Source organism: Desertihabitans aurantiacus (assembly GCF_003344635.1).
Taxonomy (GTDB): Bacteria; Actinomycetota; Actinomycetes; order Propionibacteriales; family Propionibacteriaceae; genus Desertihabitans; species Desertihabitans aurantiacus.
Map to the genome: position 1 here is coordinate 1 of NZ_QPKK01000070.1, position 14,892 is coordinate 14,892.

The 14,892-nt window shown below is 72.9% G+C and carries 14 protein-coding genes and 1 riboswitch; of the genes, 4 read left to right on the forward strand and 10 right to left on the reverse strand.

Annotation, left to right across the window (positions count from 1 at the left end; genetic code table 11):
* The coding region (locus tag DVA66_RS07835; RefSeq protein WP_408608899.1) for a bifunctional diaminohydroxyphosphoribosylaminopyrimidine deaminase/5-amino-6-(5-phosphoribosylamino)uracil reductase RibD at nucleotides 1-353 on the reverse strand (353 nt) is incomplete at its 3' end.
* Nucleotides 354-503: 150 nt separating this feature from the next.
* Nucleotides 504-634: riboswitch (FMN riboswitch) on the reverse strand.
* A 50-nt stretch (nucleotides 635-684) separates the two neighbouring features.
* Nucleotides 685-1,134 carry a MarR family winged helix-turn-helix transcriptional regulator gene (locus tag DVA66_RS07840; protein WP_114559574.1) on the reverse strand — a complete coding sequence of 150 codons (450 nt, stop codon included), beginning with the start codon at nucleotides 1,132-1,134 and terminating at the stop codon, nucleotides 685-687.
* Nucleotides 1,135-1,189: 55 nt separating this feature from the next.
* Between DVA66_RS07840 and DVA66_RS07845 the strand changes: the two genes are divergently transcribed.
* Together DVA66_RS07845 and DVA66_RS07850 are read left to right on the forward strand one after the other, a co-directional pair.
* On the forward strand, nucleotides 1,190-1,399 hold the full coding sequence (locus DVA66_RS07845; RefSeq protein ID WP_157973900.1) for a hypothetical protein: 210 nt from the start codon (nucleotides 1,190-1,192) through the stop codon (nucleotides 1,397-1,399).
* 71 nt (nucleotides 1,400-1,470) lie between these two features.
* The gene (locus DVA66_RS07850) at nucleotides 1,471-1,875 is read left to right on the forward strand and encodes a cupin domain-containing protein (protein ID WP_198671581.1); all 405 of its coding nucleotides are present in this window, start codon (nucleotides 1,471-1,473) and stop codon (nucleotides 1,873-1,875) included.
* A gap of 5 nt (nucleotides 1,876-1,880) precedes the next feature.
* On the opposite strand, the gene DVA66_RS07855 is transcribed toward DVA66_RS07850, so the two are convergent.
* Nucleotides 1,881-3,170, reverse strand: coding sequence for an MFS transporter (locus DVA66_RS07855; protein WP_198671582.1), 1,290 nt, complete (start codon nucleotides 3,168-3,170; stop codon nucleotides 1,881-1,883).
* Between the two features lie 62 nt (nucleotides 3,171-3,232).
* On the opposite strand from DVA66_RS07855, the gene DVA66_RS07860 reads away from it, so the two are divergent.
* Nucleotides 3,233-4,645, forward strand: coding sequence for a lipase maturation factor family protein (locus DVA66_RS07860; protein ID WP_232821833.1), 1,413 nt, complete (start codon nucleotides 3,233-3,235; stop codon nucleotides 4,643-4,645).
* A gap of 19 nt (nucleotides 4,646-4,664) precedes the next feature.
* Here the strand turns inward: DVA66_RS07860 and dgoD are convergent, their stop codons facing one another.
* From dgoD to DVA66_RS07895, 7 genes are all read right to left on the reverse strand, one after another.
* Complete coding sequence (gene dgoD / locus DVA66_RS07865) at nucleotides 4,665-5,807, reverse strand: galactonate dehydratase (protein WP_114559576.1); 1,143 nt, start codon at nucleotides 5,805-5,807, stop codon at nucleotides 4,665-4,667.
* 10 nt (nucleotides 5,808-5,817) lie between these two features.
* Complete coding sequence (locus tag DVA66_RS07870; RefSeq protein WP_232821834.1) at nucleotides 5,818-6,783, reverse strand: carbohydrate ABC transporter permease; 966 nt, start codon at nucleotides 6,781-6,783, stop codon at nucleotides 5,818-5,820.
* Nucleotides 6,780-7,739 carry a carbohydrate ABC transporter permease gene (locus DVA66_RS07875; protein ID WP_114559577.1) on the reverse strand — a complete coding sequence of 320 codons (960 nt, stop codon included), beginning with the start codon at nucleotides 7,737-7,739 and terminating at the stop codon, nucleotides 6,780-6,782. The genes DVA66_RS07870 and DVA66_RS07875 overlap by 4 nt, the downstream gene beginning before the upstream one ends.
* An 85-nt stretch (nucleotides 7,740-7,824) precedes the next feature.
* A complete protein-coding gene (locus tag DVA66_RS07880; RefSeq protein WP_198671583.1) occupies nucleotides 7,825-9,204 on the reverse strand; it encodes an extracellular solute-binding protein in 1,380 nt (459 codons plus the stop codon).
* Nucleotides 9,205-9,325: 121 nt separating this feature from the next.
* Nucleotides 9,326-10,633, reverse strand: a complete 1,308-nt coding sequence (locus DVA66_RS07885; protein WP_114559579.1) for an enolase C-terminal domain-like protein — start codon at nucleotides 10,631-10,633, stop codon at nucleotides 9,326-9,328.
* A complete protein-coding gene (locus DVA66_RS07890; protein ID WP_232821835.1) occupies nucleotides 10,630-11,544 on the reverse strand; it encodes an NAD-dependent epimerase/dehydratase family protein in 915 nt (304 codons plus the stop codon). The genes DVA66_RS07885 and DVA66_RS07890 overlap by 4 nt, the downstream gene beginning before the upstream one ends.
* 91 nt (nucleotides 11,545-11,635) lie before the next feature.
* Nucleotides 11,636-12,631 carry a LacI family DNA-binding transcriptional regulator gene (locus DVA66_RS07895; protein WP_114559586.1) on the reverse strand — a complete coding sequence of 332 codons (996 nt, stop codon included), beginning with the start codon at nucleotides 12,629-12,631 and terminating at the stop codon, nucleotides 11,636-11,638.
* Between the two features lie 321 nt (nucleotides 12,632-12,952).
* Between DVA66_RS07895 and DVA66_RS07900 the strand changes: the two genes are divergently transcribed.
* Complete coding sequence (locus DVA66_RS07900) at nucleotides 12,953-14,734, forward strand: sugar-binding protein (protein WP_114559580.1); 1,782 nt, start codon at nucleotides 12,953-12,955, stop codon at nucleotides 14,732-14,734.
* The last annotated feature ends 158 nt before the right edge of the window (nucleotides 14,735-14,892 follow it).

The window sequence follows — 14,892 nt, forward strand, 5'->3', positions numbered from 1 at the left end:
GCACCGCCGGCTGCCACGGGGTTCGGGTCGGGCTGGGCGTAGACCACCCGCGCCACGCCGGCACCGGCCAGCGCCACCGAGCAGGGCCCGGTCCTTCCGGTGTGGTCGCAGGGCTCGAGCGTCACGACGGCGGTGCCGCCACGGGCGGCGGGCCCGGCCTCGGCGAGCGCCACCGCCTCCGCATGCGGGCTGCCGGCGCCGCGGTGGTACCCACGGCCGACCACCTGCCCGGCCGCGTCGGTGATGACCGCACCCACACGCGGGTTGGGGTCGACGACCGGACCGAGGCGCGCCAGCTCCAGGGCGCACCGCATCAGCGCCCTGGCGGCTGTCTGGTCGATCAACGTCGGCATCCCCTCGTGCTCGGTCCTGCTGGACGAGCTCCGGGGACGGACGAGCCGGACCACGACGTCACCGCACGGCACGACGTGGACCGGCAGCAGGGCCGACCAGCCTGCAGCGGGCCCGCGCGAGCGGGACCACGGCGGTCTGGTCCGACCTGCCTACGTGCTGCCTCCCATCCGGACTTTCACCGTCGGTCCTGGAGTTCCACCAGGTCAACCGTCTGCTGGCTGCAGACGGGTCGCGGACTGTCACCGCCGGTTCGGACTTGCACCGACCCCGGAGCACGTGCGGCCCAGTGTGCCACGGCGTCGGCGACGCCGCGCACCTGTGCCCAGCAGGTCAGTCCGGGACGGTGAGGGAGCGGTCGATGAGGTCGTCGAGGACCACCCGCAGCCGCGCGAGCTCGTCCTCGCCCAGGCCCAGGCGTTCCATCATGGTCACCGGGATCGCCTCGGCGGAGCGGCGCAGCTCGCGTCCCCGGTCGGTCAGCTCGATGCTCAGCGCCCGCTCGTCGGCCGGGTCGCGCCGGCGGCTGACGTAGCCCAGCGACTCCAGCTTCTTCACCATCGGGCTGACGGTGGCCGGGTCCTGGTGGACGAGCTCGGCCAGCCGGTGCAGCGGCAGCCGACCGTGCTGCCACAGCGCGAGCATCAGCAGGTAGAGCGGGTGGGTGAGCCCCATCGGCTCGAGCAGCGGGCGGTACAGCGCGACGACCCGGCGGGAGGCCGCGACGAGCCCGAAGCACACCTGCACCTCGAGGTCGAGCAGATCCGGACGCTGTGCCGTCATCGTCTATCCTTTCTGAGGACCCTCATCATTGGTGTCCTCAGCATAGGAGATGCGCATGCCGAACCCTCGTCCCGCCCCGCGACGCAACGACGGTTTCTCGTGGTTCTACCGTTTCGACCACCACGTCACCTACGCCCTGCTGCACGTGATGGGCCCGCCCGACCTCGACGAGGCCCGCGACCCGCGCACGCAGATGAAGAAGGAGTACGAACGGCGCAAGGCGCTGCACGAAGCGCGCAAGGACGCAGCCCGCGCGAAGCGCTGACCCGGCTCGGCCCTGCGGCCCCGAGCCGTGAGGCTGCGCGTCGGGGAGGCGCCAGGCGTATCGTCGTGGTCGTGACCGAGAGCGAGGGCCCGGTCGTCCGGGCGACCGTCCGCCACCTGGACGAGGCGCACGAGGAGGTCTGGTCCGACGACCGCGGGCGCATCTCGTTCCGGACCGGCATCGGTGACGGGACGCCCCAGACCGCGGACCTGTGCTCGGGTGTCGCCCACCTCGAGCCGGGCGGCTGGTTGGCGCTGCACCACCACGTCGCGCCCGAGGTCTACCAGGTGCTGCTCGGGTCGGGCACCGTCAGCCTCGACGGGGAGGAGCACGACGTCGTCGCCGGATCGGCGGTCTACATCCCGTCCAACCACGAGCACGGCATCCGCAACTCCGGGGACGGGCCCCTGGAGTTCGTCTACGTCTACCAGGCCGACGCGATCGACGACATCGAGTACGTCTGGTCGTCGCGCTGAGGCCGCTACCGGGAGCGGTGCTGCACCCGGTAGCGGACGAAGGCTGGCGCCGCCAGCGCGCAGACCACCATCCCGAGCACCACCAGCACCCCGCCACCGGTGGTCGCGGCCGCCGCGCCGACCATCGCGGCCGCGCTGCCGTGGGCCACGTCGGCCACCCGCGGGCCACCGACCACCACCACGGTGAACACGCCCTGCAGCCGTCCGCGCAGGCTGTCCTCGGCGGCCGTCTGCAGGATGGCGCCGCGGATCGCGGAGGAGGCGACGTCGGCCGCCCCCGCCACGGCCAGGAAGACCAGCCCGACCACCAGCACCACCGGGGCGGACCCGTCGGCCAGGAAGACGCAGAGCCCGAACCCGACGATGCCGAGCCCCCACACCGTGATGCACCACAGCACCGCCCGGCCCTGCCGCTCCACCCGGGACAGCCAGCCGGAGAAGATGCCGCCCAGCACCGCCCCGGCCGGGATGGCGGCGAAGAGCAGGGCGAACTCCAGCCCGCCCTCCTCGGGCCCGCCGAAGCTCAGGTGGGCGATCTCGGGGAACAGCGCCCGCGGCATCCCGAACACCATCGCCACGATGTCGACCACGAACGACATCAGCAGCACCGGACGTCCGCGGAGGTAGGTGAAGCCCTCCACCACCGAGCGCAGCCCGGGCGCCCGACCCAGCAGCGAGCCGGCGGTCTCGACCACCACCGGCATCGCCGGCAGCCGCACCACCGCCACCAGGGTGGCGAGCAGCGTCACGGTGTCCACCGCGTACAGCCAGGTGTAGCCCAGCAGCGGGATCAGCGCCCCGCCGACCAGCGGGCCGGCGATCGCCCCGGCCTGGAAGACGGTGGTCGAGAGCGCGTTCGCCGCCGGCAGCTGCCCGGCCGGCAGCAGCCGCGGCAGGATCGCCGAGCGGGTGGGGGAGTTGACCGCGAAGAACGCCTGCTGGATCGCGAACAGCCACAGCAGCAGCCAGACGTCCTGCAGCCCGAGGGCGGCCTGCACCCAGAACAGCGCGCTGGTGACGATCAGCCCGACCGTCGTCACCAGCAGCACCAGGCGCCGGTCGAAGTGGTCGGCCAGCGCGCCGCCGTAGAGCCCGAACACCACCAGCGGCACCAGCCCGAACACGCCGGTCAGCCCGACGTAGAGCGAGGAGCCGGTGATGGCGTAGATCTGGGCCGGGACCGCGACCACGGTGAGCTGGGCCCCGATGACGGTGATGATCTGGGCCGTCCACAGCCGGCGGAAGTGCGGGTTCGCCAGAGGGCGGGTGTCCGCCAGCAGGTCCCGCAACGCCATGGGGCCGAACACTAGCCAGGTCCCCGGAGCTCCCGTCGGCGGACGCGTCGTAGCGTGGGACGGTGCTGGACTGGTTCGTCGCCGAGGAGTACTGGCTGGGACGCCAGGTGTTCCAGCGCGGCCTGGCCGCGCTCTACCTGGTGGCCTTCCTCGTCGCCCGCAACCAGTTCCGCCCGCTGCTCGGCAGTGGCGGGCTGCTGCCGATCCCGGCCTTCCTGCGCCGGGTGCCGTTCCGGCGGGCGCCCAGCCTCTTCCACTGGCGCTACTCCGACGGCTTGTTCGAGGCCGTCTGCTGGGTCGGGGCCGGGCTGGCGGCGCTGACCCTGGTCGGGGTGACCGAGCGGCTGCCGCTGCCGGCCACGGTGCTGGTGTGGCTGGTGCTGTGGGCGCTGTACCTGTCGATCGTCAACGTCGGGCAGCGCTGGTACTCCTTCGGCTGGGAGTCGCTGCTGCTCGAGGTGGGGTTCCTGGCGGTCTTCCTCGGCGACGCCGCCACCGCGCCGCCGCTGCTGGTGCTGCTGGCGCTGCGCTGGGTGCTGTTCCGCCTCGAGCTCGGCGCCGGGCTGATCAAGCTCCGGGGCGACCCCTGCTGGCGCGATCTCACCTGCCTGGACCACCACCACGAGACCCAGCCGATGCCCGGGCCGTTCAGCTGGCACTTCCACCGGCTGCCCCGCCCGCTGCACCGCGTCGAGGTGGCGGCCAACCACGTCACCCAGCTGGTGGTGCCGTTCGGGCTCTTCCTCCCCCAGCCGGTGTCGGGGGTCTGCGCCGGGATCATGGTGGTCACCCAGCTCTGGCTGGTCGCCAGCGGCAACTTCAGCTGGCTCAACTGGCTGGCGGTGGTGCTCGGGTTGTCGGTGCTGCCCGACGCGTTCTGGGAGGCGGTGACCCCGCTCACCGCACCCGCGGCCGGGGCGGTGCCGCTGTGGTGGGTGGTGCTGGTCGGCGCGGTGACGCTGCTGGTGGTGGCGCTCAGCGTGCGGCCGGTGCTCAACCTCGTCTCGCCCGGGCAGCGGATGAACGCCTCCTTCGACCCGCTGCACCTGGTCAACACCTACGGCGCGTTCGGGTCGGTGACCAAGGAGCGCTACGAGATCGTGCTGGCCGGACGGGCCGGGCCGGACGGGCCGTGGCGGGAGTACGAGTTCAAGGGCAAACCCGGGGACCCGCGACGGCGTCCACCCCAGCTGGCGCCCTACCACCTGCGGCTGGACTGGCTGATGTGGTTCGCCGCGCTCTCGCCGTCCTACGCCTCGCCGTGGTTCGACCGGCTGGTGCAGCGGCTGCTGGCCGGCGACCGCGCGGTGCTGCGGCTGCTGCGGGACGACCCGTTCCCCGACGAGCCGCCGACCGAGATCCGCGCCCTACTGTACCGCTACCGCTTCACCACCCGCGCCGAACGGCGCGAGACCGGCGACTGGTGGCACCGCGAGCCGGTCGGCGACTTCGCCCGGCCGGTCCGCCGCCGTTGACCACCCCCCGGCGCGGCGCTCACCACTCCGCGTAGGAGCCGTCGGGTTGGGCCCAGACCGGGGAGTTGCCCCCGGCGGGGGAGACCGCGCTGCGGCGCACCTCGTCCTCGTCCACCTCGACGCCGAGCCCGGGCCCGGTCGGTGGCAGCAGGTAGCCGTCGGCGAAGACGAAGGGCCAGCCGACCAGCAGCCGCGACCACGGGTGCTCGCCGGGCCGGTGCACCTCCATCGGGCACTCCTGCACCAGCACGTTGGGCACCGCCAGGTCGACCTGCAGGCAGGCCGCCAGCGCGAGCGGGCCGGTGGCGCAGTGCGGGGCCAGCTGGACGCCGTGCAGGTCGGCCAGCGCGGCGATGCGCACCACCTCGCTGATCCCGTGGGCGTGGGCCAGGTCGGGCTGGAGCACCGCGATACCGGAGTCGATGACGTCGGAGACCTCCCAGCGGTCGTAGAGCCGCTCCCCGGTGGCGATCGGCACCGAGGTCGAGGCGCACAGCGGACCGAGGTCGCGCTGCAGCTCCGGCGGCAACGGCTCCTCCACGAACAGCGGGTCGATCCCGTCGAGCCGGGCCAGCAGCCGGCGGGAGGCGGCGGGGGAGAACCGGCCGTGCAGGTCGAGGGCGAGGTCGACGTCCCGCCCGATCGCGGCGCGCAGCGCGGCCCAGTGCTCCACCAGGCCGTCCAGCACCGAGGGGACGTCCAGGTAGCCCAGCACGAGCTCCGGCGCGGTCTTCACCGCGGTGTAACCGGCGGCGACCAGCTCACGCGCCCGCTCCACCATGCCATCGGTGCTGACCCCGGACGCCGAGGTGTAGACGCGCACCCGGTCGCGGGCCGGACCGCCGAGCAGCTCGTGCACCGGCGCCCCGAGCGCCTTGCCCTTGAGATCCCACAGCGCCTGGTCCAGCCCGGCCACCGCCGAGCCGAGCACCGGCCCGCCGCGGTAGAAGCCGCCCTTGCGCAGCCGCTGGTGGTGCCACTCGATCCGGCGCGGGTCGTGGCCGAGGAGCAGCTCGGCGAGCTCCTCCACCGCGGCCGCGACGGCACCGGTCCGGCTCTCCAGGGTGGCCTCACCCCAGCCGGTGTGCGGGCCGTCGGTGCCGATCCGCACCAGGCACAGCCGGGCGGAGATCCGGAACGCCTCGACACTGGTGATCCTCATCTGCAGCTCCTCATCCCTTCAGCGCACCGGCGTTACCCGCAGCGCGCAGGAACTGGCGCTGGAAGAGCAGGAACAGCACCACCGGCACCAGCACCGAGATGAACAGCGCGGCCAGGAACTGCGCGTAGTCGATCGAACCCTCCAGCCGCGGCAGCACGACCGAGATCGGCTGGTCGGCGGGGCGGGGCAGCACCAGCAGCGGCCACAGGAACTCCTTGTAGGCCCCCACGAGCAGCAGCAGGCTGATCACACCGAGGATCGGCTTCGACATCGGCAGCACGAGGGCGGCGAAGATGCGGAACGGGCCCGCCCCGTCGATCCGGGCCGCCTCGAACAGCTCGGCCGGGATGGAGGCGAAGAACCGCTGCATCAGCAGCACGTTCACCGCGTTGGCTGCCGACGGCAGCCAGACCGCCCAGAGCGTGCCGACCAGGCTGATCCCGAGCACGGGCAGCTCCACCACGGTGAGGTAGAGCGAGACCAGCGAGATCACACCGGGGATGAACAGCGTCGCCAGGACGAGGGCCGAGACCACCTTGGCGTAGCGGGGCCTGAGCACCGCGAGCCCGTAGCCGCCGGTGGTGGCGACCAGCAGCCCGAAGAACAGCGAGCCCAGGATGAGGAAGACGGTGTTGAGGAAGTAGCGGCTGAACTCCACCCGCGTCCACACCTCGCTGAAGTTCTCCCAGCGCAGACCGCTCGGCCACAGCGCGAAGGGCGAGGCCAGCGTCTCGGTCGAGGTCGACGTCGCCGCCTTGAACAGCCACAGCAGCGGCCCGCCGCACACCACGACCAGCAGACCCACCACCAGCGTCCCGCCCACCCCGAGCGCGAACCGCACCCCGGGCCGGCGGCGGTCGAGGGCGGAGACGACGCTCCGCTCGCCCTGCTCCTGCTCGCGGCGGGGACGTCGCCGGGTGACCCGCACCGGGTGGACGGGGTGCTGCTGGGTGCTCGGGTCGAGGGTCGTGGTCACGAGGTGCTCCAACGTCGGGTCACCCACAGGTAGACCGCCGAGAGGACGGCCAGCACCAGGGCGAGCAGCAGGCTCAGGGCGGTGGCGCGGCCGTAGTCGCCGGCCACGAAGGCGTAGCGGTAGATGAGCATCAGCAGGGTCAGGGTCCGGTTCTCCGGACCGCCGCCGGTCATCACGTAGGGCTCGGTGAACACCTGGAAGGTGCCGATGACCTGCAGCAGCGCCATCACCAGCATCACCCCGCGCATCTGCGGCAGCGTCACGTTCCACAACCGGCTCCAGATCCCGGCGCCGTCGGTCTCGGCAGCCTCGTAGAGCTCGGTCTGGATGCCCATCAGGGTGGCCAGGTAGATGATCGTCGCGGTGCCGAAGGTGGCCCAGGTGGCCTGCACCACGATGGCGGGCATGGCCATGTCGCCGTCGTTCAGCCAGGCGAACGGGCCGAGGCCGACCCAGCCGAGGACGGTGTTGAACAGGCCCTCGGCGCCGGGGGCGTAGAAGGTCTTCCACAGCAGCACCGCCACCACCGGCGGGAAGACCACCGGCAGGTAGACCAGCACCGAGGCGATCGCCCGGGCCCGCCGCAGCTCGGCGATGAGCACCGCCAGCACCACCGGCACGGGGAACCCGATGACGAGGGCCAGGACGGTGAACCACGTGGTGTTGCCGAGGGCGGTCAGCAGCAGCGGGTCGGCCAGCACCCGCTCGAAGTTGGCCAGCCCCACCCACCGGCTGGTGAGGAAGTTGGTCTGCTGCAGGCTCAGCAGCAGCGACCGCGCGATCGGCCACCAGCTGAAGAGGCCGAAGCAGAGCAGCAGCGGCAGGAAGAACACCAGGGTGCTCAGACCGCCGTGGCGCAGCCAACGGACCACGGCGCCGGTGCGGCGGGAGGGCTGGGGTGGGGGTCCGGTGGCGGTGGTGGCGCCGGTCGCCGGCGGGGTGGTGGTGGTCGTCACCGGACCTCCTCGGTGGGTGTCGCTGTGCAGGGGGAGGGCCCGGGTGCGTCACGCCGGTGGGCCGACGTGACGCACCCTGGTGGGATCAGCCGAGCTCGATGGCCGACTGGACGGTGCTCTGCGCCTCGGCGAGGAGCGCGTCGATGTCGGCGTCCTCACGGGTCAGCACGGCCTGGACGACCGGGTCGAGGGTGGCGTAGAGCTCCTGGGCCTTGACCGGCGGCTCGGGGACCAGCGGCAGGGTCCGGGTGGACTCGAGGTAGGCGGTGTAGTTCTCCCGGGGGACGTTGATCTGGTCCTCGATCCAGCCGAGGTAGCGGTCGTCGGCCTCCTGGTCGAGCAGCGGCAGGGCGGGCACCCCGACGGACAGCCCGTCGGCGACCGAGGCCTCGGCGTCGGCCCGGGCGACCTCCTCGTCGCTGTAGCGCTGGAAGTAGTAGTGGTCGATCCACGCCACCGCGGCGGCGATCTCCTCCGGCGTGGCGGTCGGGTTGACGATGGCGACGGTGCCACCGCCCAGGGTGCCCAGGCCGTCCTCGGTCTGCGGCAGCGGGCCGACCCCGAAGTGCTCGGGGTCCATGCCCTTGGTGGTGACCATCGTCGAGTACTGGTCGGCGCCCTGGACGTACATCCCGATCTGGCCGGCGGCGAAGGCGTTGTTGATGTCGTCGTAGTTCATCAGGAAGTTGTCGCCGAAGGTGTCGTCGGTGAAGCGCATCTCGCGGTAGGTCTGCAGCACCTCCTTGGTGGCCTCGTTGTCGACGGTGGCCTGGGTGCCGTCCTCGGACTGCATCAGCCCGCCGAAGCCGTAGCTGGTGGTGGTGAGCACCCACCCGCCGCCGTTCTCGGTCGTCATCGTGGCGAAGCCCTGCGCGTCGGTGCTCTCCTCGATGGCCCGCGCGGCCTCCCGCACGCCCTCCCAGTCGGTGGGCGGGGCGTCGGGGTCGAGCCCCGCCGCCTCGAACAGCGCCCGGTTGTAGATCAGGCCCATCGAGTAGGCATTGGTGGGCACGCCGTAGGTGCCGCCGTCGTCACCCTTCACGACCTCGTTGACCGAGGGGTTGATGCTCTGCAGCACGTCGTGCGGACCGAGGTAGTCGGTGACGTCGGCCACCTGCTGGCGCGCGATGAGCCCCTGCATCTCGGTGAACGGCACCAGGAAGACCGTGGGCAGCTGACCACCGGCCAGCAGGGCCTGGAAGGTGTCGGGCTCGAACTCGGTCTCCTCGGCCTCGACGGTGATGTTCGGGTGCTCGGTGGTGAACTGCTCCAGGCGGCGCTCGAAGGAGGCGAGCTCCTCCGGGGACTCCGCGGTGGGCTTGTTGCTCACGCTGATCGTCACCGGCGCATCGGTGTCGACCTCGGCCGCGGTGTCCTGCTGGCCGCTGTTGCAGCCGGCGAGCAGCAGCGCCCCGCTGAGGGCCAGTGCTGCGAGGCCGAGCAGGCGGTGTCGGTGGGTGGTCATGTCTCCTCCATCACGTCGTTGTCTGGCGGTGTGTCGTCTGGGGACGGAGCCCCGTGGTGCAGGTCCGGGAGGCATCGCCGGAGGTCGTGCGGTCGGCCCTGCCGGCCGACCGGTCGGGCCGTCAGGGGGCGATCAGGCCCCCGTCGAGGCCACGCACCCGCGCGGCCCAGGCGTCGTGGCCGGAGAGCCCGGCCGGGAAGCGGGCGGCGGCGGCCTCGTCCACCTCGATGCCCCAGCCCGGGGCCTGGTTCGGACGCAGCCAACCGCGCTCGATCCGCAGCGTGCCGGGGAACACCTCGTGCACCTGCTCGCGGTACACGTGGCCCTCCTGGATGCCGCAGGCGGGTGAGGTGACGTCGAGGGCGACGTTGGCCGCCGCCCCGATCGGTGAGGTGTCCCCGGGCCCGTGCCAGGCGGTGCGGACGCCGGTGAGCTCGGCTGCGGCGGCGAGCTTGCGGGCTGCGGTGAGCCCGCCGACGTCGGAGACGTGGCAGCGCAGGTAGTCCACCCCGCCGGCCAGCACGAGCCGGGCGGCGTCGGTCAGCGAGGTGGCGAGCTCGCCGACCGCCAGCGGCACCGGAGAGGCGGCGCGCACCTCGGGCAGCCGGTCCCAGTGCTCGGGGGCGAGGACGTCCTCGAGGAAGAACAACCGGTACGGCTCCAGCGCCCGGGCCAGCACCACCGCCTGCTTCGGGGTGAGCCGGGAGTGCACGTCGTGCAGCAGCTCGACCTCATCACCCAACCGCTCGCGCGCCGCCGCGAACAGCGCCGGGGTGCGGGTGAGGTACTCCCCGATGCGCCAGCCGTGGGGGTAGGGCGCGGTCGGGTCGGTGACCACGTCGAGCTGCGGACTGCCGTAGGTGCCCCAGCCGGGCTGCGAGACCTGCAGCCGGACGTGGCGCTGCCCGCGCTCGACCAGCGCCTCGGCCTGGTCCAGGCACTCCTCGACGGTGCGGCCGCTGGCGTGCAGGTAGGTGTCGGCCGCCGCCCGGACCCGTCCGCCGAGCAGCTCGTGCACCGGACGTCCGGCCCGCTTGCCGGCGATGTCCCACAGGGCCTGGTCCAGCCCGGAGAGGGCGTTGTTGCCGATCGGGCCCTCCCGCCAGTAGCCGGAGAAGCGGCAGAGCCGGAGCAGGTCCTCGATGTCGCCGGGGTAGCGGCCCACCACCAGCCGGGCCAGGTGCTCCTCGACGTAGGTGACGACCGCGCGCCAGCGCTGGGTGAAGGTGGCGCAGCCCCACCCGACCAGGCCGTCGTCGCTGGTGGTCACCTTGACCACCACCAGCGGGATGCCCTCCGGGGCGGTGACCACGGTGCTGACCCCGGTGATGCGCAGGTCGTCGGGGGCGTCCCAGGGCTGGCCGAAGGCCTCGTCGACGGCGAGCACCTGCGGGTCGGTGTCGCGGGGGCCGGGGGCGGTGGTGCTCATGCCGTCACCGCCACCGCGTCGTCGGCCCCGGCCGGGGTGTGCACGGAGTGTCGGGGCTCCCAGCCCAGCAGCTGCCGGGCCCGGTCGCAGTCGACCAGGCCCTGGCGTCCCGGGAAGGGGCGGCGTCGGGGCACGTCGGGCGCCCACCGGTCGAGCAGCTCCTCGGTGGGCCGGTCGGGCAGGATGTCGGCGGCCGTGGCCAGCACCACGTGCGCCCCGGTGAGCGGACGGGTCAGCCCGGCCTCGATGAGGGCGACGGCGTCGCGCAGGTCGAGGTAGGCCCACCCCTCGCGTCCCAGCCGGCCGAGGTCGGGGTCGTCCACCATCTGGCGCGACCAGCGCCGCAGCGAGGCGGCGTCGCGGACCAGCGGGAACCGGACGGCCAGCACGTCGACCCCCCAGCGCGAGTGCGCCATCCGGGCGGTCTGCTCGTCGACCCACTTCGACAGCGAGTAGGCGTCGTCGTGGGCGACCGGGCTCTCCTCGTCCAGCGGGTAGTAGGCCGGCTGCACCGGGTGGGAGTTCATCGGCACCCCGAAGGCGTTGATCGAGCTCGCCGTCACCACCCGGCCGACCCCGGCCGCCCCGGCCTCGCTGAGCACGGTGAAGGTGGCCACGGTGTTGTTGACGAACACGGTGCGCGGGGTGTCGATGTCGGGGTGGGGGATGGCGGCGAGGTGCACCACCGCGTCCATCCCGGCCACGGCGTCGGCCACCACCTGCTGGTCGGTGACGTCGCCGGTGACCACCCGCTCGGCCTCGACCGGCTGGTGCCAGCTGCGGGAGAGGGCGGTGACGCGCCACCCGCCGCGGACCAGGTGCTCGGTGGTGGCGCGGCCGATCAGCCCGTCGGCGCCGGTCACCAGCACCCGTCGTCCCGGGGGTGTGGCGTGGGGGGAGGCGTCGTGCACCTCAGCTCCTTCGATGAGTGCGAAACTGCTTTCACACGAAGTGGACCACGCACCGGCCTCGGTGTCAACGGTCCGGTCGGTCCGACCACCCTCAGGTGGAGGGGCCCTCGACCAGGGTGGGGGCGAGCCGGTGCTGACCGGGCCCGGGGTGCTCGTCGACCAGGCTGGCCGCGGCGCGACGTCCGAGCTCGGTGAGCTGGAGGTCGATGGTGGTGATCTGGCGGGTGTTCTGGTCGACCACCACGCCCTCCCAGTTGTCCACGCCGATCAGTGCGACGTCGTCGGGGACCGAGACCCCACGCCGGGTGCAGGCCTCCAGTGCGCCGAGGGCGATGTGGTCGTTGCCGCAGAAGACGGCATCGACCTGCGCACCGGAGTCGAGCAGCCGCTCCATGGCCTCGGTGCCCCAGTCGCGGCCCCAGCCCGAGCGCAGCACCGGACCGACCGGCTCCAGCCCGGCGTCGGCGAGGACGGTGCGGAACCCGGTCTCGCGGAGCCGCACGGCGAGGCTGGTGCCGGGGCCGGTGAGGTGGGCGACCCGGCGGCGTCCGCGCTCGAGCAGGTGCTCGGCGGCCATCCGCCCGGCCAGCTCGTTGTCGGGCAGGAAGACCACGTCGTCGGACTCGTCGGAGGCGGTGAAGGCGTAGCTCACCGGTACCGAGAAGTGGTGGGTGACCGACGGGGTCACCCGCTCGTGGCCGTCGCCGATGACCAGCAGGCCGTCGATCCGCCGGGCCTGCAGCTCGCGCACGCTGGGCCCGAGCCGGCGGGACGTCCCGACGTCGCCGTCGTAGACCAGGGTCGCCTGGTCGCGCTCGCCGAGCAGCAGCACCGCCCCGATCAGCACGGGCTGGGCGAAGGTGCTGAGGGCCCGGTGGGTGAGCACGCCGACGGTGCGGCTGCGCCCGGAGGCGAAGGACTGGGCCAGGGCGTCGGGGCGGAAGTCCAGCCGCAGCGCCGCCTCCCGGACGCGCTCGCGGGTGGCGAGGGAGATCCGGGTGCTGCCGTTGAGCGCCTTGGAAGCCGTCGACAGCGAGACGCCGGCCACTGCCGCGACGTCGCTCAGCCGGACCTTCCCGGGACCCATGCCGGTGAGCATAGACCGGCCCGGCAGCGCGGGGGCCGTGGTCCGACGGGCCGGGGGAGGGCGGCGCGCGGTGGAGGGCCCGTGTGTGCGAAACCGATGGCACCCGTTGTCCCCCGTCTCCCGCTCGGAGTGCGGTACCCGGGTGGGTGACCGCCTCGTGCTCCCCGTTCCGGCGACCCGGACGGGCGGATTCGCCTCTTGACGGCCCACCGGCGCCCGTCCTAGCGTCTGTTCAACCGGTTTCCCGCCGAGTCAGAGAACGCCGCGGGGCCGAGGTGTCGAGCACGTCAACCGGTTGTCGATCTCAAGGAGGAGACCGTCATGCCCCGTCCTGCCCGTCCTACCCGAGCACGCCACGGTCTGGCCATCGCCGCGCTGCTGACGCCGGTGCTCACTGTCCCGGTGCTGAGCCCCACTGCGGCCGCCGCGGCCGACGACGTCTCCATCACCGACTTCGGTGCGGTGAGCGGTGACGGTCGCGACGACCTGCCCGCCATCGAGGCCGCGGTCGCGGAGGCCCAGCGCCGCGGTGTCGACGTCCGCGTGCCGGCCGGCCACTTCCACCACGACGGCCTGGTCGAGCTGCCGGGTGTGGTGCTGCGCGGGGTGGGGGAGCGCAGCCAGCTGACCGCGCTCAGCACCGACCTGCAGGCCGTCGCGCTCTCGGGTAGCGGCACCGGGGTGCGCGACGTCCGGCTCACCACCGTCCCCACCGCGCAGCGGCTGTCCACCGACGTCTCGGCGAGGGTCTTCGTCCGCCCCGGCACCGACGGCTACCTCGTCCGAGGGGTGACGATCGAGGGGGCCACCTCCGCCGGCGTCATCGCCTTCGGCGACGACGGCGTCATCGAGGACAACCACGTCTCCGGCACCCTGGCCGACGGGATCCACATCACCGAGGGCTCGACCGGCATCCGGATCCGCGACAACGTCGTCCGTGACACCGGCGACGACCAGATCGCGGTGGTCTCCTACGAGAAGTTCGGGGAGTGGGCCCGCGACATCGAGATCGTCGGCAACGACGTCAGCGGCGGCCACGCCCGCGGCATCACGGTCTCCGGCGGCGAGGACGTCCTGGTCGAGCGCAACCGGATCGCGCGCACCGGCGGCGCCGGCATCTTCATCGCCTCCGAAGGCAGCTACCGCACCTACCCGGTGCGTGACCTGCGGGTGGTCCGCAACCAGATCAGCCACGACTCGCAGAACCCGGCGCTGCCGGAGAAGGGCGGCATCCGGCTGCAGGCCACCAACACCGACCCGAGCATCGTCGGGGCCCACTTCGAGCGCAACGTGCTGCGGCACAGCGGCGACTCCGGCATCCTCGTGGTGGGCAGCGCGGCCACCGAGGCCACCTTCGAGCGCAACCGGGTGGTCCGCCCCGCCGGCTACGGGATCCGGGTGGTCAGCACCGTCACCGGACGTCTCGTCTTCGAGCGCAACTCGGTGGCCTCCTCCCCGCTGGCGCCCTTCTCCGACGCCAGCTCCGCCGACGTGGTCAGCGACCTGCCCAACGACCCGGCCGCCGGTGACGGGGGCTCGGGCGAGAGCTACATCGCCGACCGCTTCACCCCGGTGGTGGACGGCGTCGCCGAGGAGGCCTGGCAGGGCTCCTCGCCGCTGCAGCTGAGCGTCGAGCCCGACGGCACCACCGGGGTCGCCCGGGTGGCCTGGGACGAGCAGCGGGTGCACGTGCTGTTCGAGATGGTCGACGCCACCCCCAGCTCGCACGCGGCGAACGAGCACAGCGACTCCGTGGAGATGTGGCTGGACGAGCTCAACGCCCGCAACGGCGCCCGCACCACCGGCGACAGCCAGCTCCGGGTCGGCCGCGACGGCGCCCTCAGCTCGGTGATCCAGGGGCTGGTGGGCTCCACCGACATCCAGCGCGCCGTCACCGAGACGCCGGTGGGCTACACCGTCGAGGTGTCGGTGCCGTGGGCCGAGCTGGACCCGACCGCCGGCACGGTCGTCGGCTTCAACGCCAGTGCCAACGACGACAGCGACGACGACGGCCAGCGCGACACCTACCTGAGCTGGGTCGACAAGAACCTGCCGTACTGGGCCGACACCCGGGTGTACGGCCAGCTCACCCTGGTCGACTGACGCGCACCTGGGCCGGCCCCCACCGGCCCGGGTGTCACCCCTGATCCACCCACCCTCTGACCCGCCCACCACCCAGGAGTCCGTCGTGCCCACCAGCCTCCGCACCACGACCGCGGCCCTCGTCGCCGGACTGGTCGCCCTCACCACCGCCGTCGCCG